Source organism: Micromonospora tarapacensis, from assembly GCF_019697375.1.
Classification (GTDB): domain Bacteria; phylum Actinomycetota; class Actinomycetes; order Mycobacteriales; family Micromonosporaceae; genus Micromonospora; species Micromonospora tarapacensis.
Genome location: NZ_JAHCDI010000004.1, coordinates 5,437,224 through 5,460,127, shown reverse-complemented (window position 1 = coordinate 5,460,127; position 22,904 = coordinate 5,437,224). Strand labels below are relative to the sequence as shown.

General features: G+C 65.2%; 19 protein-coding genes and 1 pseudogene. 11 read left to right on the top strand and 9 right to left on the bottom strand.

Annotation, left to right across the window (positions count from 1 at the left end; genetic code table 11):
* The first annotated feature begins 12 nt into the window (after window positions 1–12).
* The 9 genes and pseudogenes from ltrA to KIF24_RS31160 all read left to right on the top strand — a co-directional run bounded on the left by ltrA (window position 13) and on the right by KIF24_RS31160 (window position 12,755).
* The gene (ltrA, locus tag KIF24_RS31200; protein WP_221087081.1) at window positions 13–1,305 is read left to right on the top strand and encodes a group II intron reverse transcriptase/maturase; all 1,293 of its coding nucleotides are present in this window, start codon (window positions 13–15) and stop codon (window positions 1,303–1,305) included.
* Between the two features lie 80 nt (window positions 1,306–1,385).
* Window positions 1,386–1,532 carry a hypothetical protein gene (locus KIF24_RS31195; protein ID WP_221087080.1) on the top strand — a complete coding sequence of 49 codons (147 nt, stop codon included), beginning with the start codon at window positions 1,386–1,388 and terminating at the stop codon, window positions 1,530–1,532.
* Window positions 1,533–1,641: 109 nt separating this feature from the next.
* Window positions 1,642–2,618, top strand: a pseudogene (locus tag KIF24_RS31190) (IS701 family transposase); the annotation flags it as partial.
* Window positions 2,619–2,985: 367 nt separating this feature from the next.
* The gene (locus KIF24_RS31185; protein WP_221087079.1) at window positions 2,986–4,704 is read left to right on the top strand and encodes a hypothetical protein; all 1,719 of its coding nucleotides are present in this window, start codon (window positions 2,986–2,988) and stop codon (window positions 4,702–4,704) included.
* 344 nt (window positions 4,705–5,048) lie between these two features.
* Window positions 5,049–6,314, top strand: coding sequence for a hypothetical protein (locus KIF24_RS31180; protein ID WP_221087078.1), 1,266 nt, complete (start codon window positions 5,049–5,051; stop codon window positions 6,312–6,314).
* Window positions 6,311–7,780, top strand: a complete 1,470-nt coding sequence (locus KIF24_RS31175; RefSeq protein WP_221087077.1) for a hypothetical protein — start codon at window positions 6,311–6,313, stop codon at window positions 7,778–7,780. The genes KIF24_RS31180 and KIF24_RS31175 overlap by 4 nt, the downstream gene beginning before the upstream one ends.
* 11 nt (window positions 7,781–7,791) lie before the next feature.
* Window positions 7,792–9,666 carry a DEAD/DEAH box helicase gene (locus tag KIF24_RS31170; protein WP_221087076.1) on the top strand — a complete coding sequence of 625 codons (1,875 nt, stop codon included), beginning with the start codon at window positions 7,792–7,794 and terminating at the stop codon, window positions 9,664–9,666.
* Between the two features lie 6 nt (window positions 9,667–9,672).
* Window positions 9,673–10,623, top strand: a complete 951-nt coding sequence (locus tag KIF24_RS31165; RefSeq protein WP_221087075.1) for a protein NO VEIN domain-containing protein — start codon at window positions 9,673–9,675, stop codon at window positions 10,621–10,623.
* 131 nt (window positions 10,624–10,754) lie between these two features.
* On the top strand, window positions 10,755–12,755 hold the full coding sequence (locus KIF24_RS31160) for a hypothetical protein (protein WP_221087074.1): 2,001 nt from the start codon (window positions 10,755–10,757) through the stop codon (window positions 12,753–12,755).
* A 286-nt stretch (window positions 12,756–13,041) separates the two neighbouring features.
* On the opposite strand, the gene KIF24_RS31155 is transcribed toward KIF24_RS31160, so the two are convergent.
* Window positions 13,042–15,300 (bottom strand): DUF4365 domain-containing protein, encoded by a 2,259-nt coding sequence (locus KIF24_RS31155; RefSeq protein ID WP_230417228.1) that lies wholly within the window; start codon window positions 15,298–15,300, stop codon window positions 13,042–13,044.
* 275 nt (window positions 15,301–15,575) lie between these two features.
* The gene (locus tag KIF24_RS31150) at window positions 15,576–16,559 is read right to left on the bottom strand and encodes a hypothetical protein (protein ID WP_221087072.1); all 984 of its coding nucleotides are present in this window, start codon (window positions 16,557–16,559) and stop codon (window positions 15,576–15,578) included.
* Between the two features lie 213 nt (window positions 16,560–16,772).
* On the opposite strand from KIF24_RS31150, the gene KIF24_RS31145 reads away from it, so the two are divergent.
* Together KIF24_RS31145 and lexA are read left to right on the top strand one after the other, a co-directional pair.
* Window positions 16,773–17,384 (top strand): hypothetical protein, encoded by a 612-nt coding sequence (locus KIF24_RS31145; protein WP_221087071.1) that lies wholly within the window; start codon window positions 16,773–16,775, stop codon window positions 17,382–17,384.
* A gap of 464 nt (window positions 17,385–17,848) precedes the next feature.
* A complete protein-coding gene (gene lexA, locus KIF24_RS31140; RefSeq protein WP_230417227.1) occupies window positions 17,849–18,484 on the top strand; it encodes a transcriptional repressor LexA in 636 nt (211 codons plus the stop codon).
* A 51-nt stretch (window positions 18,485–18,535) separates the two neighbouring features.
* Here lexA and KIF24_RS31135 read toward each other — a convergent pair whose 3' ends face one another.
* The 7 genes from KIF24_RS31135 to KIF24_RS31105 all read right to left on the bottom strand — a co-directional run bounded on the left by KIF24_RS31135 (window position 18,536) and on the right by KIF24_RS31105 (window position 22,402).
* Window positions 18,536–18,808, bottom strand: coding sequence for a hypothetical protein (locus KIF24_RS31135; RefSeq protein WP_221087069.1), 273 nt, complete (start codon window positions 18,806–18,808; stop codon window positions 18,536–18,538).
* Between the two features lie 123 nt (window positions 18,809–18,931).
* On the bottom strand, window positions 18,932–19,888 hold the full coding sequence (locus tag KIF24_RS31130; protein WP_221087068.1) for a hypothetical protein: 957 nt from the start codon (window positions 19,886–19,888) through the stop codon (window positions 18,932–18,934).
* A 191-nt stretch (window positions 19,889–20,079) separates the two neighbouring features.
* Complete coding sequence (locus tag KIF24_RS31125) at window positions 20,080–20,496, bottom strand: Imm1 family immunity protein (RefSeq protein WP_221087067.1); 417 nt, start codon at window positions 20,494–20,496, stop codon at window positions 20,080–20,082.
* Window positions 20,493–20,909, bottom strand: a complete 417-nt coding sequence (locus KIF24_RS31120) for a DddA-like double-stranded DNA deaminase toxin (protein WP_331461337.1) — start codon at window positions 20,907–20,909, stop codon at window positions 20,493–20,495. The genes KIF24_RS31125 and KIF24_RS31120 overlap by 4 nt, the downstream gene beginning before the upstream one ends.
* Before the next feature lie 62 nt (window positions 20,910–20,971).
* On the bottom strand, window positions 20,972–21,532 hold the full coding sequence (locus KIF24_RS31115; RefSeq protein WP_331461336.1) for a DUF6244 family protein: 561 nt from the start codon (window positions 21,530–21,532) through the stop codon (window positions 20,972–20,974).
* Between the two features lie 19 nt (window positions 21,533–21,551).
* The gene (locus tag KIF24_RS31110; protein ID WP_221087066.1) at window positions 21,552–21,791 is read right to left on the bottom strand and encodes a hypothetical protein; all 240 of its coding nucleotides are present in this window, start codon (window positions 21,789–21,791) and stop codon (window positions 21,552–21,554) included.
* 68 nt (window positions 21,792–21,859) lie between these two features.
* Window positions 21,860–22,402: a GNAT family N-acetyltransferase gene (locus tag KIF24_RS31105; RefSeq protein ID WP_221087065.1), complete on the bottom strand. Its 543-nt coding sequence runs from the start codon at window positions 22,400–22,402 to the stop codon at window positions 21,860–21,862.
* Between the last annotated feature and the right edge of the window lie 502 nt (window positions 22,403–22,904).

Here is a 22,904-nt window from a genome sequence, read left to right as displayed (position 1 = left end):
AGGAGGTCGTCGTTGAACAGCGACGCACCAGCCTCGCAGTGGCCGTTGTTCGGCCAGGCCGAGGCTCGGGTACTCGAACACCAACGCAAGCTGCACCGTTGGGCAAGGAACGAACCGGCACGCCGGTTCGACGACGTTTTCAACTTGGTCTGCGACCGGGCGACGCTGATGCACGCCTGGGAGCGGGTGGCAGGCAACAAAGGCTCCATGACCGCAGGGGTCGACTCGGTGACCCGCTTCGCCGTCACGCGTGACGACGGGCTGATCCCGTTCCTGGATGACCTGCGGTCCTCGCTGCGCGACGGGAGCTTCTCCCCGTTGCCGGTGCGGCGGGCGGCGATCCCGAAGAAGGGCGGCAAGATCCGCTATCTGGGGATCCCAACGCTGCGCGACCGGGTGGCGCAGATGGCGCTGAAGTTGGTCCTGGAACCGATCTTCGAGGCCGACTTCTACCCGTCCAGTTACGGGTATCGGCCGGGACGACGGGCCCAGGACGCTATCACCGAGATCCACCATTTCACCCGCAAGCCGTCGACCTACGAGTGGATCGTCGAGGGCGACATCAAGGCTTGCTTCGACAACGTCAACCACCAGGTGCTCATGGGCCTGGTGCGCGAACGCATCGCCGACAAGAAGGTGCTGCGGCTGGTCCGCGCGTTCCTGCGGGCCGGGGTCGTCGAACAGCATGGTGGCTTCGCGGCGAGCCTGACCGGCACGCCGCAGGGCGGAGTCATCTCCCCGCTGCTGGCCAACATCTACCTGTCCGTGCTGGACCGGCATTTCGCCAAAGTCTGGGACGAGCAGATGAGCCCGCCGTGGCGGCGGCAGCACCGCCGCCGCACGGGCCGGCCGAACTACCGCTTGATCCGTTATGCCGACGACTTCGTGGTGCTCGTGCACGGCACCAGGGAGGAAGCCGAGCAGGTCAAGCAGGAGATCGCTGAGATCGTGGCCCGCGACGTGAAGATGACCCTCTCGGAAGAGAAGACCCTGATCACCCACATCGACAACGGCTTCGACTTCCTCGGCTTTCGCATCCAGCGCAAGCAGTGGAACCGAGGCCCGATGGTGCTGACCTACCCGTCCAAGGACACCCTGGCGGCGGTCATGAACAAGATCAAGAAGTGGACGGGGCGTGGAACCACATCCCTCGCCCTGCACGAGGTGCTGCGGAAGATCAACCCGATCCTGCGGGGCTGGGCCGCGTACTTCCGCTACGGCGCCTCCAAGAAGACGTTCTCCTACCTAGGCTGGTATGCCTGGTGGCGGATGATCTACTGGTTACGCCGTAAGCACCCCACCTGACCTGGGGCCAGATCCGCCGCAGCTACTACGGCAGCGACCGGATCGCCGAGGACGGCATCGTCCTCTACAACCCGGCGAAGATGCGGGTCGAGCGCTACCGCTTCCGCGGAGCGCAGATCAGCACACCGTTCAACATCGACGTGGTCGACCCTGCGGGAGCTCGTTTCCGCAAGACCAGCCACGACGACGTTACGTTCGTCGCACAGGTCAGCGAACTCGTCACCTGAACCATCGTGATCACGTAGAGAGCCGGATGCGCGGGAACGCGCACGTCCGGTTCGGCGGGCGGGGACGAGGAAACCGACAGCCGAAACGCTGCACGGCGCCTCGTCCCCGACCCGACTCTTGAAGAAGGGCGTGTGCTCGGTCGGGGTGCAGCGGCAGTACACCGGCACCGCTGGCCGGGTCGAGAACAGTCAGGTCGGGGTGTTCCTGGCCTACGTGTCACCTGCCGGGCGGGCGATGATCGACCGCAGGCTCTACCTACCCGAGACGACCTGGTGCGACCAGCCCGACCGCCTCGCCGCCGCCGGGGTCCCGGACGATGTCGGGTTCGCCACGAAGCCCGCTCTGGCTCGGCAGATGATCGCCGCCGCGTGGGATGCCGAAGTTCCGTTCGGGTGGGTAACCGGCGACGAGGTCTACGGCGCCGACCCCGCCCTACGCGGCGACCTGGAACACCGCGGAATCGGCTACGTCCTCGCGGTCGGCTGCGACCGACGCGTGCACGTCAACGACGGTCGCACCCTCGTACGCCTCGACGACCTCGCCGAGCGGATCCCCACCCACGGGTGGCAACAGCACAGCTGCGGACCCGGAGCGAAAGGCCCCCGCGACTACCTGTGGGCCTGGATCACCACCGCCACCCAGCCCGGTGAACACCGATGGCTACTCATCCGCCGCAACCGCACCACCGGCGAGCTGGCCTTCTACCTGTGCTGGTCACCCCGACCAGTGCCACTACACACCCTCGTCCGGGTCGCCGGCTCCCGCTGGAGCATCGAGGAGCTGTTCCAAACCGGCAAAGGTCAGGTCGGCCTCGACCACTACCAGGTCCGCAGCTGGACCGGCTGGCACCGGTTCGTCACCCTGGCCATGCTCGCCCTGGCCGTCCTGACCACCCTCACCGCCCAGCAACCCGACACCGACCCGGCGATCATCGCGTTGACCGTCGCCGAGATCCGTCGACTCCTCACGCCTTCGTCCTCGCCGTGACGCTCCCACCAACGCACACCTTGCACTGGTCAATCTGGCGACGAACATCCCAAGCCCGAGCCCGCCGATCCCACTACCAGCGCAGACAAGCCAACTGACGTTGGAGTACTAGCTTGATCGTGAATCTGCGGCGGCCCGTTGTCGACACCAACTGATCATGGTGGCAGCCCTTGGCCGATCATCCTTCCTATAGAAGAGGTTGATCAATAGCCAAGGCCAGCCTTGTGCTCGGAGACGCCGCCTACCGCAGAGCGATTAGGTTGTTGAGCAGGGCCAGCGCGCCGCCGCTGGCGGCGTCGCCAGCGAGCACGGCGACGGGTAGCGGCTGGTGGGCCAGATGGGTGAGCACCCCGGCGGCAACCCCGGCTCCTCGGTGTGCCGCACGTTCCTACTCCAGCAGGAGTGTTCGACATGGCACTGAGCCGATCGTTGCGTGGAGCGGCGCGTGTGTGACGATCAGTGGTCGTGACGGATAGGGATGAAGAACCGGAGCGCCCGCCCACCGGACCTCTCGGGCTCGACGTCGCACCGATCCCCGACGCCGCTTCCGATCTCGTCGAGTTCGGGCAGCTGTACTGGGACCTCTTGGGCGTGACGGACGGCAACAAGGTGGTGTGGCACCGCTCGTTGAACACGTTGTACCGAGAACAGGGCGTTTCGATTCGCCGTAGCCATGTCATCGCTGCAGCCGGCTCCCGCGCCTGTCTCAAAGGCCTGGACTGCCCAGAGTGCGGCAAGCCGATGGGGTTCCGCGCACGGGAGGACCTCGAACGGTACGTCCGCGACGAAGTGCTAACCCAGTGTGTCGAATGCGACGACAACCTCCAGCGAGCGGTAGCTCTCGAGCACGCACCCACGGCGGGCCAGCGCCGTATCGAGCAGCGCCGCCGTGCCCAACATGACCTCGCGGTCCACGAGGCGCAGGCCGCCTGGGAGGAAGCGCAGCGCGCCCATGTGGCTACCGTTCACCCTGGACGTGCGCCTCGGGACGACGACGGCAGATCGGCCTCGACGTTGCGTGCCCAGTTGGTCACATTGACCCTGCTGCGGCATCGGCCGAACGACCCGGTGGTTGCTCCAGTGAACACCTGGGATGTGCCATTGACACCCAACCAGGCAATGACCGAGGAACTCCTGGGTGAGTGCCTAAGTCTCGGTCTGCTGCGGATACACCCCGAATCGCCAACCCGCGTCTGTCACTGGCGGCAGACGTTTGCGACCGCGCTCGCGAGCGTAGACAACGATCCGAGCCGGGTCGGGCAGCCCGAATGCGACGGCTACCTCCTGGGCTGGGCGGTGTGGCACCCCCCGGGAACAGCAGGCAATGATGAGACGGCGAACAGGCAGCTCCATGACGATCTCACCCAGCGCTTCGCAGGTGACCAACTCGTCTCCGCTGACCGCGCCCGGCTACTAGACCTCGCAGTTGAGCTCATCGCCGCTGAGACCGTCCGGGTGTTCGAGTCCGGACTACGAGACGCCGATCTGCCAGAGGTACCCGAGCAGCACCGGGCGACGTTGGAGGCCGCCGCATTACATCTCGCGCGTCTACTCGACCTAAACGAATGCCTCGCCCATGCCGACGCTGCTGTTTACGGCGCGGCCAAGGCAGCGCGAGCCAATCCAAAAGCCCGCCGCGTCAACATGACCGTGCACGGCGTGAACCGTCTCGCCGATTCCGCCCAAGACTGGTACCTGGTCCCAAACCTTGATCGGCTACCTGGCGAACGAGCCGGCCGAAACCATCTATCGGCTCTGACCTGGGTGCTGTTCCGTGGAGTGCTCGGCATCGACCCCTTCACCGCCTCGCGAACACTCGCCGCCTCCACCCTAACCGTGGGCCACGACGCCCCCGATGCCGAGCCTCCGCCAATCGACACGTGGCTGCAGGCCGTACTCGACCTCGAACTCCGCAGCGACCCGCATGCCGTATACCGGGCGCTCCAGCAGGAGGCGCATCATCAGCACCCGGCGATCGCTGTCGCAGCCGAGTCGCTGATCGAACTTGTTGATCGCCTTAGAGCAGCAGCAGGCGATCTTCGTGGCGCACTCGCCGCGGCAGTCGCAGCAACCGCGCTCCTCCGAACCCGCATCCTGCTGCCCCGAACCACCGACACCGTATGCGTGGGTGAGTACCTGGCCAGGGCTATGGTGCAGGCAGCAAGCGCTGTGCGCCATTCCTAGTCCAAGCCTGCTACGTAGCGCCGTAGCGATGGCTATCACTCTCGTCCGCAGCACCCACCCGTTGCCGGGAGAACCTCACTCGGGCGGGAGGCCGATCCTCTGGTCGGCCGCCTGCGCAAGGCATAGCGGGCTATGGACCTGCGGACATCGAACGGCATCGTGTCCCCTGCAGAGCCTCATGGCTTTGGCCAAGGCGGTACTGCCTTCATCGAGGAGCGCCGCGCGCCGCAGGATGGGGCAGAATCGTGGGGTCGACGCTCAGCGTCGCAAGATCGGAGCTGTGAGCCCACACTCGGCAGCAGCTCAGCAAGCAGGCAAGAACAGTGACCTTTGGAAGGAACTAGGTGGACCTGCAAGAGGCCGAGGGGCACGTCAAAGCCCTCACCCGCAGAGTGACGATCAAGGACGCTCTTGCCTGGCTGAACGAGGATCGGGGCATCGAACGACCTGTTGATCTTCCGAAGCTGCTGCAGGCTCTCCTCGCGCTTGAGGAACAGACACCCGATCCTGAACTGCGAAGCCTCGCTGGTCGAGTGAGCCGTCAGGTCTGCCGTACCGAGATCCGTTCCGATCTGGATCCGAGCCAGGAGTTGTTGGGCCTTGACGATGTAATCAGGCCCGCCCAGTATCGAGCGGCGCTCGACGCGCTCGCGGCGCGCACTGCCCAGCGCTCGTTGGCGGACGTGACCTTGTCGGCTGTCATCGCGGCACAGGAGGACGACCCGAACGTGGTCACGGCCCTCTGTGCCGCCGCCGGTCTCGCTCACCGCGATCTCAGGGCACGGGTGCGAGGCTCCTCGCTACCCGGCGAACTGCGGGGCAAGTGGAAGAACCACCAGCTGAAGGCGGTCTTTGAGGTCATCGATGCCGTGATCAGCGGGCGGGTCAGCGCAAGCAGTCCCGCCGCGCAGCCGGCACGGCCGGTGGAACACTTGTTGCCTGAGTTGGACGAGCCGCCGGCTTCCACTGTCGCGCGGCCGCGGGGATGGGCCCTCGTCGAGCAGATGCGAACCCAGGGCGTGCCATACGAGGTGCTGCTTGCCCAACGGGCGGTCGGTGGGGCCTGGGTCGCGCACCGCAACAGCACTGGGAGCATCCTGCAGGCAGCCATCACAACAACCCTATGCCGCTTGCTCGACGAACGAGGCGTTACCCACCACCGTCTGAAGCTTAACGCTGCATCACGTGCGCTGCTGGAGAAGGCCGGGGCAAACCCAGCCGCGGACGCTGACGGCGGCAAGCGCGAGGGCGGACAGCTCGCGATCCTGATCGACACCGCCGAGGTCACCCATGCTGTCGCCATCTCTGTGGCACGGGACGGCGGCACGGCGCGCAAGAGCGGCGGTCGGCTCGCCGCGCTGCCGACGAGGCTGGGGATCGACTGCACGGTCGTCTTGGTAGGACCGGGGTGGGCGCAGCGGAACGAGACGTCCGAGTTGGCCAGGCCCTTTCAGGGGCGGATCTACACCGAACGCACGCTGGCGGAACTGGCCGACGCGCTTCAGAAGATGATCATCACAGGAGCGCGTGTCGTAGCCGGAGCCGATACTGGCACCGTCCCATCACCTGACGTCGCAACGCATGAGGTATCGCAGGAGGCCCGCACGTGACTTTGCTGACGCAGAACGCCCGGCGTGAGATGATCGCACAGGCTCAGAAGGCCGTCGTGCCGGAGCAAGCTGATCGTCGTCCTTTCGAGTGGCGCGGCGCCAGGCTCATGATCCCGGCGATCGCAATTCCTGTCGCTGACGTTCTGCTCAATCCGAGAACACATCGTGTGCGGGCACAGGTCAAGGGCCTGGGTGCTCGGGGCTCTATTGTTGCGACGGAACCATACGGGGACGAGTCCCAGCAACTGCTCGCGGATCTCATCCGTAAGACAAAAGGCTATAACGATGTCAAGAGAACGATTCATCGAGAGGAGCAGCAGGAGCCGGGACTAATCACGTATGAAGGCGTGTTGATCAACGCCAACACGCGGGCCGTGGCGCTGCGGGATCTTCACGCCGAGCTTCCGTATGATGAGGCAAGACGGTTCCGTTTCATTAAGGTCCAGGTTCTTCCGCAAGAGGCGACCAGCGATGAGATCATGCAGCTGGAGTTCGATTTCCAGATGCGGCAACGGACCCAGCAGGATTATACGTTCACGAATGAGCTGTTGTTCATCAAGGATCTCCTCGACGCGGGGCGAAGCCCGGAGGACATCGGCCTGCAGAAGAACCGGTCGTACAATCCGAGTTCCCGCAGGGATCGTGATGCAGCGGCAAAGGAGGTCCAGACAGAGGACCGCCTGCGGCAAATCATCGAAGAGCTGATCGAGGCGAGCGGGGGTGCGCTCGGCTGGGAGGACTTCGACGATGACAGACAGAACCTGCTTGAGATTGACACAACGTACCAAACCATGAGCACTCGTAAGTCACCGGACGCGGCACGGAGGGTGCGTCGGGCTAAGCTGGTGGGACTCCTCGCTGGGATGGACTACCGTCGCGTACGCCACATCGACGAGTCGTATCTCGACGGGTACGTCCTCCCCGCGCTCGAGGAGGAGGATCCGCTACGCACTGCGGCGCAGGCTCTGGCCATCGGACAACGACAGGCTCAGCGCGCCGACGTTCAGGGACTTTCGCTTCTCGACGACCTAGACGAAGACGGACCCGTCACGGGCAGCGGCAGCGTCACCTTGCAGCCCTTGTTCGACGTCCTCGTTCGCACGGGCAAGGTCGACCCGACGAGGGACATCGACGCGCACGTTGAAGTGCCAACGGACACCGGGACGAGGAAGCTGCCCAAGAGCACGTTCCTGGACGCCGTCAGGCATGCGATGCAGACCGCAGCTGACAACAAGGCGCGCGACAACCAAGGACTGGATGCACTTGACGTGCCTCGCCGCCAACTAAACGCGGCAGCAGGGGCCTGCGACAAGGTACGACGGGGCTACGACGAACTCGAGGACGGCGGCGAAGAACCGAACCGGCAGGCTGTTGAAAGCGCATTGGACGCCTACCTTCGCGCCCACGACGAGCTGATCGAGTACCTGGCGCAACGCGGATTCCACGCTGCGGAGAACCGCCAGTGACAGAAGCGCCTGTGATCTCGCTCAACCTCGATCCGGCTGCCAACATTGTGGTCGCGAAAAAGATGGGCGCGGTTCCTGACGTTTTTTGGGGACAGTTACGTATTGAGTGGGGATACGACGGAGATCCCGCTCGGAGCGTACGGGTGCCGCTGGAGCGTTTTCGCGAGAACCTGGGCTGGCTTGGCCCTTCATGCAATCGGTATGGAGTGGGCATCAAGTGGTCGCCCGAGGTCGTCGCCATCATCCAGACGATCAAGCAGGAGAGGCGACTGCTGGAGGAAGCACGACGTGCCACGTCTCCGAAGTTCAGCCCGGAGGATGTCACTCGGCTACTTGATTCGAGCCGGTTCTCGAGGCAGCTGAAGTCCTTCCAGCTCCGTGATGCCGCCAGCATACTGAGCATGACCCACGGCGCGAACTTCTCGGTTCCTGGCGCCGGCAAGACGACCGTTGCCTACGCCGTCTACGAGGCAGAGCATCAGAACGGCCGCGTTGAACAACTACTTGTCGTCGCCCCGCTCTCAGCCTTCGATGCTTGGCAGACCGAAGTCAATGAGTGTTTTCATCCGAACGAAAGGCCACAAGTAGGCGTGTTCGGCACCCCGGGAAGCCGAGACGCAGAGGTGCTTCTGGTCAATTATCACCGCCTTGCTGCGAACCTCAGTCAATTGACAAGTTGGGTTAGCAGAAGGCCGACGCTCGTCCTCTTGGACGAGGCTCACCGAATGAAGGCGGGGCGGGTTAGACAGCATGGTACGGCTTGTCTCGACCTGGCCTTTTCGGCTACGCGGCGTGACATCCTGTCTGGTACCCCTGCCCCACAATCGGCTCAGGATTTCGTAGCTCTTTACGACTTTCTCTGGCCAGGCCAAGCACGCCGAATCCTGCCTGCCGAAGCACTTACCCCGAACCCGCCCCGCGAGGCCCTGCAGGCTGTCAACCGCGCGATAGAGCCCCTCTTCGTCCGCACTACCAAGAAAGAGCTGGACCTTCCCGACACCACTCGCCAAACTGTTCCCGTACCCCTAGACGGACTGCAGCGAGAAATTTACTCGGCACTGCGTGATCGGTATGCCGGCATGCTCCGCATTTCCATGAATGATCGTTCTGAACTGGCGCGAATGGGCACGATCGTCATGTACCTACTTGAAGCGGCGAGCAACCCTCAGCTTCTGGCCGTCGGCTCCCGAGACCTTCCCGGTGAGTTCGCTCATCCGCCACTTCCAGTCGAACCCGGAAGCCGCCTTTGGGAACTGATCGCGGGCTATGGGCGGTACGAGACACCGCCCAAGTTCACTCGGCTTCGCGAAATCATCGCTAAACACGCCTCAGATCCGAATGGACCACGCAAGACTCTAGTCTGGTCCAACTTCGTCGCCAATCTGGAGGGATTGCGACGCTGGCTACGTGAATACAACCCAGCCGTGATCCACGGAAGTGTTCCATCAGTCACCAGCGCCCCAAACGCCTCCGTCACAAGGGAGTCAGAACTACGACGATTCCGAGAGGACAGTGACTGCTTAGTGCTGCTGGCAAACCCCGCTGCGATGAGCGAAGGGGTGAGCCTCCACAACGAGTGTCACGACGCCGTGTACTTCGACCGGACGTTCAATGCCGGACAGTACCTGCAGAGCATCGACCGGATCCATCGCCTCGGCATGCGGCAGGACCAGCGGACCACGCTTCTTTTCATGGTTACTGATGGAACCATCGACCGAGTTGTCGATATTAGACTCCGCGATAAAGCCTCGAACCTCGCCGACGCCCTTAACGACAAGGATCTCGTGAGGATGTCACTACCTGACGAGGAGGACTATGGGCCGCCAATCGAGAATGAGGCCGATATGGCGGCTCTCCTCGCACATATCAGCGGCCAGGGCGAGTAACGAACCATGATCTCCACCTCGACGCCGCCCATCCACCCTAGCCACTCGCAGCTCCAGGCGGCATACTACGTCGCTCGGATGCTAGGCCCTGATGGCGAGTCGCGGTCTTCGCTCGAACGCAGCTACCGCAGTCTTGCGACCGGCGCCCTCCACGACCATCTCAGCCTCGCCGACGGCGAGCATCTGCTGCTCCGCGTCGGGCTGCTCTCCAACCGACGACACCTCGTGGTCCCGACCCCCGAACTGGTCGCCATGACTCGGCTACCGTTGGAGCCGTTCGTCGAAACACTCCTGTTCAGGATACTAACTAGCCAGCGGGAAGTTTGGCTCGCCCAAATGGCGACCACAGACGAGGTACGCTGGGAGTTAGTCCCGTACGATGTCGCCACGGCGCTGACATCGACGCTTGAGGACCTTCGTGAACGTGATGCTCTACTGCTCTCCGCCGCTCGAAAAGTAGATCTCGAAGTCTTGCAGGAGTTCGGCGACGAAGGCGAGTTGGCAGTCCTTACTGCCTGCCGCGAGCACCTCGTCTCAGCCGGACTGCGACACATGCTCAACGACGTTGCGCACGTAAGCGTCGTTGACGACACCGTGGGATATGACATCTCAAGCCCTGACGCGAGCGGCCAGCGACACCGGCTTGAGGTCAAGGCGACCTCGGCACCCCCAGGATGGGTCGAGTTCTTCATCAGCCGGAACGAGGCGACGGTTGCCGAACGAGACCCACGGTGGTCACTCATCGTTACTCGACGTGAACCCCGACCTGATGCACCCGAGCCCGTCATGCAGGTGGCAGGGTGGCTAACCTACAGCGACTTTTCTGGTGCCCTACCTGCGGATCCCCTGCCAGACCAAGGTGAACTGCGGGGCCGCTGGGCTTCCTGTCGCGTCACGCTCAGTGCCCGACGTCTACGCCCTGGACTGCCCTTGCAGCGGCCACAGGCGGCAGGATAGTCATGCCGTGGCCAACAGGATTCCCATCTCGGCGAACATCGTCGTATCATGATCGTTCTTCCAGCATGTGTCACGACACGAGCGACTCGGATCGTGGCCACCCCATCGAGCTAGCACGCAACCATAGGACAATGATGACCGCGACGACGGCCCAGACCTCCGACCTGCCCGTCTCGGTACAGTCGCCTTCAACACACGAGCCACTTTGCAGCCCTCTTAAGTATCTTGATTACGTCAATGTCAGTGCCGCAGCCAAAGCAGAGAGTCGCAACCGCGAAGTTCATTTACCTCCGGTAAGTACCTACCGATGGTGGGCGAGACGTACTAGCGCCGTAAACGGTGCCGTCATCGACGCTTTCAATCGGATGATTCCCGGCCGTTTGCTGGTCGCGGATATGTTCGCTGGTGGTGGCGTAATTCCGCTTGCGGCTGTCGTAAGAGGCCACCAGGTATACGCACAGGATCTCAATCCGTGGCCTGCTGCGGGCCTAACGGCGATGCTCAGCCTACCCGAGCCCGAAAAGCTACGTAAAGCAGCAGCCACAATTCAGCAGTACATTCGCACCGCAGTCGACACTGCGTACGGGACGACTCTCAAAGACGGCACCGAAGGTGTCGTCTCTCATACCGTCCGCGTTGCCACTGGCGAGTGCACAGGCTGTGGCGCCCGTGCAAAAATGTTCCCTCACGCGCTCGTTTCCTTATTGGTGCGCAAGGAAAGCGGGAAACCCGACGCGTGGCTCGCCTGCCATAAAGGTCACCTCTTCAAGGCCAGCTCTGACAAGCGGCAGCGCTGCCCAGAGTGTCAGAGCATCGTCGATCCATCCACGATTTACACCCCAAAGAGAACCATCACCTGCGAATGCGGGAAGACGGACCGCCTCGCCGACAGGTCAGAGTCCTGGCAGTGGGAGATCGTTCTCGTAGAAAGATCAAGTCGGGTCGCGCGTGAGATCGATCTTCCCACTCAAGTCGAACATGACCAGGCAACCCGAGCACTTCGGAAGACTAAGCAAGATTTAGGGCCCATCCCACCTGGACGCGAAACCAACGTTCTAATACGTCATGGATTCAAACGCTGGGAAGATCTCTATCCAGAACGACAGCGACAGATGCTGGAGCGGATGCTCGAACTGGCAGGCCATTGCTCTGATGATCCATCCGTGGTGCGGGCTGTCGAGCTTGCTGTCATCGGAAGCGCTGAGATGGCTGGGCATCTGTCCCGATGGGATCGTTACTACCTCAAAAGCTACGAGGCGATGGCTGGACATCGCTTCAATCTAACGACCCTTGCCGTCGAGCCGAATGTCTGGGGAGGCGTCGGTCGCGGCAGAGGAAGCGTGCTCCGGCGACTGAACCAGCTGGTAAAATCGGCGACCTGGCTTCATGAGAAAACTGGCCGAGGACTTCTCGTCGAGGGCCCGGTCCCGTGCGCCTCCACCGTTACCCCCTTGGGCGAGTGGGATGTACGCGTCGTGGAGGGCAGCAGCGAACGAATGGTCCTCCCGTCACAATCGGTGCACTTGGCGCTAACTGATCCGCCTTATCACGACGACGTTCAGTACGCCGAACTGTCCGCCCCGCTTCGCGCCTGGCAACGCAAGGCACACGAGACCCTAACCGGCGAAGCGGTGGTCAACGCCACGACCGGACAACTCACCAATGATGGCGCCTACGAGAATCTACTAAGCAAGATATTCGCAGAGGTGAGACGAACCCTTCGTCCAGACGGCCACCTCATCTTTAGTTACGCCAACCGAAGTCCCCACGCGTGGACCGCAGTCTTCGGCGCACTTCAGTCTGCCGGAATGCGGGCGGTTGGCTGCGAGATCGTGCACAGCGAGAACGAAACGGACCACGCGAAGCGCGGCGTTCGCGCCTGCACGCTCGATCTCATGCTTGACCTCGTGCCTTCAGGTGAAGCCCTTATCGAACAGCATAGGCCTGAGCCGGTGCCAGATCTGCCCCTCACCGACGAACGGCGGTTCCTTGACCAAGTCTCGGAGATCTTTCTCCGGGTAGGAAGTCTCCAAGACGGCTGGCGAGAAGATGCCTACAAGATCCTCTCGGCACACCCCTTCATCGGCAAGCCGAATGATGTGCGCCCAGAAAGGGTCGCGAGGGAGGCGTAGAGTGATCAGACGTCCGATCCGACTGGTGGCCTGACCTCGGCCTGCGGCGATGTGTAAGCCGCACTGATCGGATCGGCAATCGGTCGCGCACCTACCGCCCAATCAACGGAGGTTCGCCGGGATGTGGACACCTGGTTATGCCGCGATCCGGTGGTATGTAGTCGTTGCGCCGCTCTGTTCGTAATCGGGCGGGTTGATGTGGCCCAGCGCGGAGTGGTTTAACGGGCATCCCGGCCGGTGCCGTCGCAGCCTTGTCGGGCCGGGGTGCCGCAGCTTCGCGGCGTCGTCACCCTGCCGGGTCGGTGAGCCTTCCAAGTGAAGTAAGGGCGAACGGCTGATGCGCGAAGCGGCTGGCCAGCATCGTAGCGGCGGCTCTGGTTCGCGACGTGTTGTCGAAGCGTAGGTGAAGGTCGACCCAGGCGTGGATGACGCCTGCATCCGTGACGTCCGGTCGCAGATGGCGATATGACGTCCATGCCGCGTCCCAACGGTTCTGGTTAAGTTGAGAGATGATCAGCGCCCATGCGTGATCATGTTCGGCGGGTTCGTCTTTGAGTGCTGCCCGGCAGCAGGCCTCCACACCAGCCCAGTCGTTTCGCGTGGCTCTGCGCTCTATGAGGCGGCGATGCAGGGCTTTGCGATGCTCGGCTGCGAGTTCGCCGGTGGCGAGTAGGTCCTTGGCGCACTCGTCGGCGCCGTCGAGGTCGCCCCGAATAGCCAGGATGTTGACCTTCTCCTGCAGCGCCTTCAGCGCCCCGTATCCCGTCCAGGTCTCGTCGCACACGACGAGGGCCTCGTCGTAGCGTCCCGCCTCACGAAGGACCTCGATCAGCAACTCTCCCGCAGCGGGTGACCATGCAGACCGCAGCAGAGTGACAGCGCCGTCGAGGTTACCGCTACCAGCGGCGTTGCGTGCGGTGTAAGCGACGCGGTCGCCGTCATCGAGATTCGCCAACGCCGCCACCCGGTCGAGGTCTGTCGGGTCGAGTGCGCCTCTGGAGGCGAGTTGGTTCAGGCATATCCTGGCGGCGAGCGTGGTGTCCGCGTTGTCGAGCGCGATCCGCCACACTGCGACCGTAGCGGTGGCGGGTTGGCACGAATCCGCGGCGAGCGCACGGATCAGTGGTTCGGTGGGTGTGCCCCGCATGGCGTCGCCGAACCGGACGGCGCGAATGCGGTCGTCCAGGGCGATGCTGGCCTGGGCGCCCACGATCGCCACGACAGGGTCGCTCGCTTCACGGTCGTTTGCGTGGCCGCCGAATGCGGTGGGCGTGGCCAGCTCGATGACCTCCATGAACGCGCCGACGAGCATGCGCTCCTGTACGAGGAGGCGATGTACGGTCTCGCTGGGTCCAGCCCATCGCCGTAGGTCGTCACGGACGGATGTGGCGAGTGCTACTACCTCCTGCTGGTCGCGGAACGGTAGCGGCGTGGCGCCGCGCAGCAGGCGCTCCATGAGCGCCCTGGCCCGGCCGAGCTTGCCGCTGGTGCTGGTCGGTTGTTGTTCGCAGACGCGGTCATACAAGGCCAGCGCCTGGTCGAAGTCGCCCCGGCCGGCAGCGCGCTCTGCGAGGAACGACAGGCAGGTCGGCTCCGCATCGAGTTCACCATCGGTCCGATCGATTAGTAGTTTCTCCAGCAGGTCTTCCCTGCCTGATTCACTGGCTTTGAGGACGCAGACGGCGACGTCCATGAGCAGGTGCGTCTCTGCCCGCTGCGGGCCCTGGGTCGAACGGAGAAGTCCGGCTGCTCGGCTCATGTCCCCGACAATGATGGCCATGATCGCCGTGATGCCACGCAGCCGCGGTTGGTTGTTCGGGTCTCGGTCGGCCGCCAGCGCGAACGCTTCCATCGCCAGGTCCTGGTGGCCGTGGTCGTTGGCATACGCCCCGACGGTCGCCAGCCGCGCCGTCGTCGCGTGAACCCAACCCCGGCTCGCGGCAAGGAGCGGCTCCACGACCGCCCTCGGGTCGTCGCGGCCTTCGCTGAGCATCCGCGCGAGCCGCCGCGCGCCCTCGGAGTCGACCCGGCTGAGAGCCGACAGCATCTCTACCGTGGATGGTGGTAGCAGCGGCAAAACCTCCGCGACAGGATCCGGATTGGCCGAAGGAGCGGCGATCGCGATGTCACGCAGGGCGTCATGCGACGACGCGTCGAGTACGTTGGCGGACGGCACCTCGATCGACCAGCCACGGTCGGTCTCGCGCACCGCGTCGGCGCTGATCTGAACCCAGTACCCGACTCGGGCCTCCGTGTCGACGATGACCAGCACCACGGGCATCAGGTGGGCCAGCCAGTACGTGAGGTGCCGAGGCTCTCCGGTGAAGCGCCACCCGATCCGCGTCCTCCGTCTGAAGAACGTAGGTCCGCATTTGATCTGAACGGCGATGTACCGTCCGGTGGGGTTTGTCGTCAGACCATCGAGCTCGACTAGAGCATCGATACCCTGATCCGCCTCGCGCTGCTCCCGAAACGCCCAGTTCAGATTGGTGAACGCGAGTTGCACCTCGGCCACGCCGCGGCGCTCCACACTCAACGACGACATTTTCACCCTTCAACACCATCCGCCTCGTCGCCGGCCGTGCACGGCCGGCACCAGCTGCCACCGTTCGCCTCATTGACTTCAGCCGCTCTGGCACCAGGGATCGCCTTGTCAACGTCTCGGACACCAGGCCACGGCGTCCATCACCGCAAGTACCCGGAGCCCGCCCAGAGCGCCCCACCCCTGTTAGCGGAGACCGAAGCGTCGCAGCTCAGGTGCCGATGGGATCACCGCCCGACTCATGGGTTGGGCCGGCGTTCCTACGTGCGGCGGAAGGCTCAGTCGCCAATGTCGGGGTCGAACTGGGTGAGCCATTCCACGTCGCCGTTCGCCTCGGTGGCGACCAGCCCGGCGACGAGCCAGATCAGGGCGGGAAGGAACGCGTCGCCGAGCCGGTCGAGTGCCTCGTTAACGGTCAGGTTTGGGGCCAGAGGGCTGCCGAGCAGGCCCGCGAGTTGGAATGCCTGGTCGGCGGGTTCGTCATCAAGGTTCTGGCGGATCCATCCCAGCGCGGGGCCGGCGAGGTCAGTGGTCGCGGTTGCCTTCGCGCTGGTCAACCAGGTCATCAGAACAGCGGTCAGGGTCGTCGCGGCTAGACCGACGGCATCAGGGTCGTCAGCATGGTCGAGGGCTTCCCCAATCCGCCAGGCGGGTTCCTCCATACCGCTGGTGATCGTCTCGTCGATCAGGTCCCGCAGCCCATCTGCGGAGAGCTCGACCGTCGACGCAAGGTCGATATCCTCGACGTCGCCCCGGTGGCGGGTCACGGCGTCGGCGTAAGCCTGCACCTCGGCGGCGCTGAACAGGTGCTGGTTCTCCTCCGTGACGAGGTAGCCGACCTCCCGCCAGGCATGGATCGGCGCCTGGTCCACCCCCGCGTCCTCAGCGGCCTTCAGCATGTGGTCCACGGCGTCATCGAAGCTCCGCTGACTCAACGGGGTCGGCTCGTCAGCATCAGGGTCGAAGAACACCGGATCCTTCGGCCCCGGCTCACGGCCGAACTTCTCCCGGAACGCCGCGAACTGCGCCTGGAACCCCTCACGCAACTCCGTACCCGCCTCGGACCCCGCGTCCCACGTCAACGTGGCAACGCCGTCCGCGCCGACGGTGCGCTGCACGAACCGGGGGTCCCCCATCCGGTCCAGGACCAGACGGGCGTGCTCTTCGTGGAACTCCTCCTGCCGAGCCACGTCTTGCCGCTGCTGCAGGCGTGCGCGCTGCTGCGCGGCGCGACGCTGACGAGGTGTGCGCTTCTTCGGCATGACCCGCTCCTCCCGCCACCCCTTCGACAGGCGACCCGGGCATTATCCCTATGCGACAGCCCGCCCCGACTCCGCGACACAGGCCCATGCGGACACGACTGCCTCAACCTGGCTCGGCTATCAAATCCGTCCCGTAGACCGCTTTTCGAGTTGCCCATGCGCCGGCCGGCTATCGTGCGGATGGAGGCCACCACAGGAGGACGCGTGCGTCGGATGACCAAGTTCCAGGAAGCGGTCGAGCGGCTGCGCGAGGAAGGCCACCATCGCGGCCTGGACATTCCGGCGGTCACCGCGCAGGACATCCTCGCCGACCTTGTCACCAGTGCTGCCGCCACCCTCGGCATCCGCGAGGAGACCTACGTACGGTCGCACCTTCCAAACGTCGACCTCGCCGACCTCGTGACCCACCTCAAGCAGGCGGACGACGCGCAGAAACGCGAAGTGGCCGACGCTTCCCCCGCGGTGATCAAGCTGGAGGACACCGGCCGGCTCATCGCCTCGCTCGCCCAAGCGGTGCGATGCGTCAGCCTCAACCACGATCGGCTAACGACAGGACGCCGCGACAAGTGGGAGGCCGTCGGTGTCCTCGACGACGCCAGCAACTGCCTGACCCTGCTCGGCGAAGCCGTGACCAACAGCCACACCACCTCACAGGGCACCGCCGTGCTCTGGAGCGACGAAAGCGTCGTGTACGCACGGCGCGCTCTCACCCAGACCATCACCAACATCCGCGACGGTGGCTGGACCTTTGCCCACGGCCCGCAACTCGATTCCGACGTCGCCTCCCGCATGAACGCCGATCTGAAGATCCTGCCGCCGGAGTGACCACCCGGACGCCGCATAACTCGCCGGCTTCACGCGATGCGACGGCCGACACCGCTCCGACGCATTCCGCGATACCGGACTGGTGTTCTTGCTACGACATCGGTCACCGCATCCGAACCATCCGGTCCACCAGACGCTCCCGCGCGCTGAGTGCCGGCGGGCCGTTTGCTTGCTGACGGCGCTGGACGGCCAATGCAGGGGAAACGCCCGATGAGGTTGCTCTGAACCGCACGGGCGCCGACGTCGGCTGCCCTGGGGATTGTCCTGCGTTGATGACCAGGTCTACCGTGACGGCATCGTTGGGCAGGGCGGCTCCCCCCGTGGTCGCCCTGCCCAACGTACACAAGCCGGGATGCGCCAGGCGCCGGCCACGCCTCGACGACCCACGCAGACCGCACCCCACCCACCTGTTTAGTACATTCGTTCTAAGTTCGCGGTATTGTCCTGGGGTGACCGCTCCTGACATGCCACCCGATCCGGTGTCGTTGACTGCCCGGCAACGGCAGATCCTCGACGTGATCCGTGGTTGGGTTCAGCGGCATGGATACCCGCCGACGGTGCGGGAGATCGGGGCGGCTGTTGGGCTCGGTTCCCCCTCGTCGGTGGCGCATCACCTGAAGACCCTCACCCACCACGGCCTGATCCGACGGACTCCTGGCGGACCGCGAGCGGTCGACGCACGTCCACTGCTAGGCGACGACCCGCCGGGCAAGTCGGAAGCCCCGCGCGGAACCGCTGTGCCTCTGCTGGGAGCCATCGCCGCCGGAACGCCGATCCTCGCCGAAGAGCACGTCGAGGAGGTGCTGTCCCTGCCCGCCGAGCTGGTCGGCCGGGGCACGCTGTTCGCGCTTCGGGTACGAGGCGACTCCATGACCGAAGCGGCCATCACCGACGGCGACATCATCGTGGTCCGGCAGCAGGCGGTCGCCGACAACGGCGACATCGTCGCCGCCATGCTCGACGGGGAAGCCACCGTCAAGCAGTACCGAACCCGCGATGGACGCATCGAACTCGTCCCCCGCAACCCCCGCTACCCGGTACTGCCTGGCGATCACGCGACGATCCTCGGCAAGGTCGTCTGCGTCCTACACCGCCCGTGATCCCGACGGTCACCGCCACGACCTGCCTCCAGCACGGTGGCTCGCTGGGGACTACTGCTCAGCCAGGTCCGGGCGCCACGTGGTGATCTCGTCGTCGAGGTCGCCGCTGCGGATGTCGTTCAGGGCGGCCATGTATCCGACCTCGGTGGCGTCGATGAGCATCCTCAGGACCTCAATCGGCGCGTCCTGGTAGCCGTAAGCCGACCACACGTTGGCCATCGCCTCGTATGCCCGCCGCACGTCACCCTCATCTTGTGCGGTATTGCCGTGCAGGTTCGCCACGGCCTCGGACCAGCCGCTCACGTCGCGTTCCGAATAGGACATGAGAGAAGTATGCGCGACGCGATTCCCGCTGTGGGGTTTGCCTGCAGTAGCGGACAAGCCCTACCGCCGTGGCCAAGCCGGGCTGTTGTCAGGTCTTGCCCGCACGACTGCCCGGCGGGAGGGCTACCAGCCTCTGCGCACCTGGTAGGGCGGTAGCTGACCACGGAGAATCTGCATGAACTCGGCCCGTAGTCTCGTCAGGTCGATCGGGTGCCCGGCCATGCGTTCGCCCAGCTCGGCGATCGGCCACGTCGCGAGGTGGCCGAACCTCGCCGCATACACCGCGATGGTGTGCAGCCCGTACTGGTTCGAGTAGTCCATCAGTGTGTACCCGAGGAGCTGGTCGAGGTCGGTACGCGCCAGGGACGCGGCGCGGGTGCCGTCCGCACGGGGTTTGCCGCCCTGCCCGGCCTTGAAGTCGACCAGCATCCCACCGGCGATCAGGTCAGCGTCGGCGTTGAGGTCGGCGCTACCGTCGAAGGTCATGCCGGTCGTCACGGGCCCCGCCGGCAACCCTGGCAGCAGACGTTCGACTGCCAGGTCCCGCATCGCGACCATGTCGGTCACCTCCGCATCGGTGGCCAGCGCCAGCAGGTCCGCGGCGCCGCTCGACTCGGTGAGGCGCATCAGTCGGGAATGCTCCACCGACGGCGCCCGATACAGCTCCACGAGGAGCGCCAGGGCGTAACACACCCGCGCCCACCACTCATCACCACGCTCAGCGAACCCTGCCGGCCGCATCCGCAGTTCCACCCCGCCGTCGGCCACCCGGCGGGGGGTGTCCCCGGCCGCGAGGTCGGCGAGCAGTTCCCGACCGGCCCGCAGACACGGCGCCCTCCCCGACAGCAGCCCCATCAGCGGCAGGGCGATCGACGGGTGCGGGTCAACGAGCATCCGTAGCCAGAAGTCGATCGCCGCCCCCTGCGTTCCTGGCGCGACCCCGGCCGGCATCACCACCCGCTGCGGGCCAGCCGCGAGCCGGAACTCCGCCTGGATCTCCTTGGCCGCCGGAAACGTCGTCCGCAGCCACACGGCGACCGGACTCCGGACGTCTTTCACCTCATACGTCAACGCAGACATACACCAGAAGCTACAGAGAGCCACCGACAAGAAGCTCAGAGTGTGCGACGGGTGCGGGGAGGAAGGGATGAGGCCACTGTCGGGCTCGCCGTGCCGCAACCGTCGTCGTCGAGAATGCTGTCTCCTGCTGGGCGTTCAACTGGTCCCGAGGGAACCGCGAGCCTGCTCGCTCCCGGCCGGCACCACCAGTGCTACTCGGTGTCGGCGGGTAGGCGGGGCGGCTTGCCGCCGGTGGCGAGGAAGGCGGTCGCGATCTGGATGGCCGTGTCGGGTCGGATCTGTAGGTGCTCGGCGGGGTACTCGGTGGGTACTCCGCCGAGGTCGAAGCTGAATCCGGCGGCCGGGGCCTCGACTGTCGGATCGTTGAGGTAGGCGCCGTCGTCGGCGATGTGCACGGCGAAGCTGTGGGTGGGGTGGCCCAGGCCGATCTGCAGGCCGGGGGGCAGGTCGTCCGGATCGTCGGTCGCTTGGCTGAAGATGGTGACCGCGACGGGCTCGCCGGCTTGGTGGATCTCGTGCAGTACGGCGCTCAGGGCGGCGGAGTCGCTCAGGTCGACCTCGTGGTTGTCGCGGTGGTCGCCCCGGTCGTATGCCCACGTCACCTTCATGCGATGGCCTTTCCGTTACCGGTGTAGGTACGCCACAGACGTACCCGCCCGTCATCGTCGCGTATGTACACGGTCAGCTGCGCACCGGACGGCAGCAACCGGGAGAGGATCCTCTCGCAGCCGTAGGGCTCGTAGTCGCACGGCGGGTTGTTGGTCAGCACGACCGCGTGCGTTGCCTGTTCGCGGCGCATCCGGGCGGCGAGCTTGGCCTCCAGGTGATCGGTCGTGGTGGCGATGAGCTTGTAAGCCGGTTTGAGGTCCGCAGCGGCTTCCGGGTCGCGGCCCGACTTCATGGGCACCCGTCGGCCGTTGATCAGTGCCACGCCGGACGTGGGGTCTTTCGCTCGCCGTTGGGGCAGGTCGCGGGCGGCCTCCGTCAGCCAGCCCGGAAGCCGTTCTGTTTCGGCCGGCACCGGGGTTGGGCTCGCGGAGGTGTCGCTCGTGCCGGGCGGTCGGCTGACGCCGCCGCCCGTGGTCAGTTTCCCAGGTCACCGACCTGCCGGGCCTGCGCGAGCGCCGCTTCGACATGTTGGCGTGCCTCGCCTCCTCGGGCCCTGACCGCCGCGAGTCCCTGTCTGACCTGCAGAAGGCGGGCCAGGGTCGGTCCGGGTTGCCCACCCTGCAGCACCGCGGCGACGAGACGCCGTGCTTCCTCGATGCCCGCTGCCGCCACCTCGACCGCCCCATCGACAGCGGCGAGGGCCGCGACCAACGGCGCGAGCGCGGCGATGGCTTCTTGAGGCGACGGCTGTTGCGGTACCGCGGACACCGAACGCGACGCCTCGCCCAGGATCCCACCGACCGTGCTCAGTCGTGCGCGGACCTGTCCCACCTGCTCGCGTACGCGAGCCAGCCCCACAGCGATGCCCGCGAAGCCCGCCCCGGCGGCCCGTGCCGCGATCTGCTCGACGGCGTGGTCGACCCCGGCGACACCCTGCTGCGCGGTCGCCACGCCTTCGGCCATCACCCGCAGATCATCACCGATGCTGTCGGTCAACGGCATGTTCACGCCCTTCCACCCTGTCGGCTTCTGCACCTCGCTGAACCCTGGCACTTTAGAGATCGATGTCGATAGGAACAACCCGCATCCGGAAGGCGCGCATGCCAAGACGCTCTTCGGTCCGGTGCGACAAGGCCGAGACTGTCCTGCCGGCCGTGGTCACGGCTGACCGTGCCGGGGCGGATTCGGAGGCCGTGCTTGCGATGTTCGGTTCCGGGACGACGAAGGTGCGGATTGTGGCGGCGGATGCGGACACGAAGTCCCACACGGTGAAAGGAGTCTCGATGGCGGGCACTGCGGTTGCCGTCCTCGATCCGGGTTTCACCCTGCTGCCCGCCACCTCGCCGCGAAGGAGAAGGGTCCCTACCCCGCGGTGGGGGCGTCGTCGCATCGGTGGTGAGTGAGCGGCGGGGCCGAGGCCAGGAAGGTGAGGGGTCCTTTCTGGTCGACTGCCGTGTACTGCTCGCTCATGCCGATCTTGGTCGCGACGCGCAGCGATGTGGTGTTGTGCGGTCGGATCGTCGCCCAGATTCGAGGTAGGCCGGCGGCGAACCCCTCCCGCAGCACGAGGTGTGCGGCCTCGGTGGCGTACCCGAGGCCCTGGAATGCGTGCCTGATCTCGTAGCCGATCTCGGGCTCGGTGATGCCAGTACGGCCTGCGAACAGGCCACAGTTGCCCAGGAGCCGGCCGCAGGACCGCTCGCGCACTGCGTACCAGAGCAGGCCGGTGTTCCGCTCAAGTTCAACGCGACGCTGGATCCACGACCGAGTCTGGTCGATGGAGCTAAACGGTCCGTCACCGATGAGGTGCGTCAGCGGGTCCGCGAACACCTCGTGCAGTTCGTCAGCGTCGCCGCTGCGGAATGGACGTAGGTCCAGTCGGCTGGTCGTGATCAACGGTCGCATGGCGCTCCTTCGATCTCAGCGGGCCGATCGACGCTGCGGGTCGGTCGGCGGCTGTGGCTTGTCGCTGCGGTCTTGTCTCCTCCGACGCCGTCCCCATTACGGCTCGGTGCCCGGCCGGCCCGGATCCGGCAGGCGACCGCTGGCCGTGCTCCCTGGGGTCGGCGGCCGACCCTGGTGTGAGCCAGACGGCGTAGTCGCGCCCGGCATGCCGTCACCTTATGCGGCTGCGGCTGTGCGTATGCAGGTCGCGGTTGCTCGATGGTGGGGGTGGAAGCCGGGACCTGCCCAGCTGCCTCCGGTCACGGCGCGGAACCCCCGCGCCCCGTTCAAAGGACGGGCCACCTCTGGAGCATGGGTCAAGATCGCTGCCCGACCCCGGATGTCGAGATCGATTGTCGGCTCTGTTCGACACCGCGTCCGAGGGCTGCACTGGCAAGAGGCAGCTGCCCCCGTTGCGACCCCACCGCATCAGAGTCGGCAAGTGCCTGGGTTCAGTGTCGAA

Bases quoted from the DNA above. Each gene is read 5' to 3' on its own strand.
- KIF24_RS31195 (WP_221087080.1), top strand. From the start codon at position 1,386: ATGCGGGTCGAGCGCTACCGCTTCCGCGGAGCGCAGATCAGCACACCG.
- KIF24_RS31165 (WP_221087075.1), top strand. From the start codon at position 9,673: ATGATCTCCACCTCGACGCCGCCCATCCACCCTAGCCACTCGCAGCTC.
- KIF24_RS31160 (WP_221087074.1), top strand. From the start codon at position 10,755: ATGATGACCGCGACGACGGCCCAGACCTCCGACCTGCCCGTCTCGGTA.
- KIF24_RS31155 (WP_230417228.1), bottom strand. From the start codon at position 15,300: ATGTCGTCGTTGAGTGTGGAGCGCCGCGGCGTGGCCGAGGTGCAACTC.
- KIF24_RS31150 (WP_221087072.1), bottom strand. From the start codon at position 16,559: ATGCCGAAGAAGCGCACACCTCGTCAGCGTCGCGCCGCGCAGCAGCGC.
- KIF24_RS31145 (WP_221087071.1), top strand. From the start codon at position 16,773: ATGACCAAGTTCCAGGAAGCGGTCGAGCGGCTGCGCGAGGAAGGCCAC.
- lexA (WP_230417227.1), top strand. From the start codon at position 17,849: ATGCCACCCGATCCGGTGTCGTTGACTGCCCGGCAACGGCAGATCCTC.
- KIF24_RS31135 (WP_221087069.1), bottom strand. From the start codon at position 18,808: ATGTCCTATTCGGAACGCGACGTGAGCGGCTGGTCCGAGGCCGTGGCG.
- KIF24_RS31130 (WP_221087068.1), bottom strand. From the start codon at position 19,888: ATGTCTGCGTTGACGTATGAGGTGAAAGACGTCCGGAGTCCGGTCGCC.
- KIF24_RS31125 (WP_221087067.1), bottom strand. From the start codon at position 20,496: ATGAAGGTGACGTGGGCATACGACCGGGGCGACCACCGCGACAACCAC.
- KIF24_RS31105 (WP_221087065.1), bottom strand. From the start codon at position 22,402: ATGCGACCGTTGATCACGACCAGCCGACTGGACCTACGTCCATTCCGC.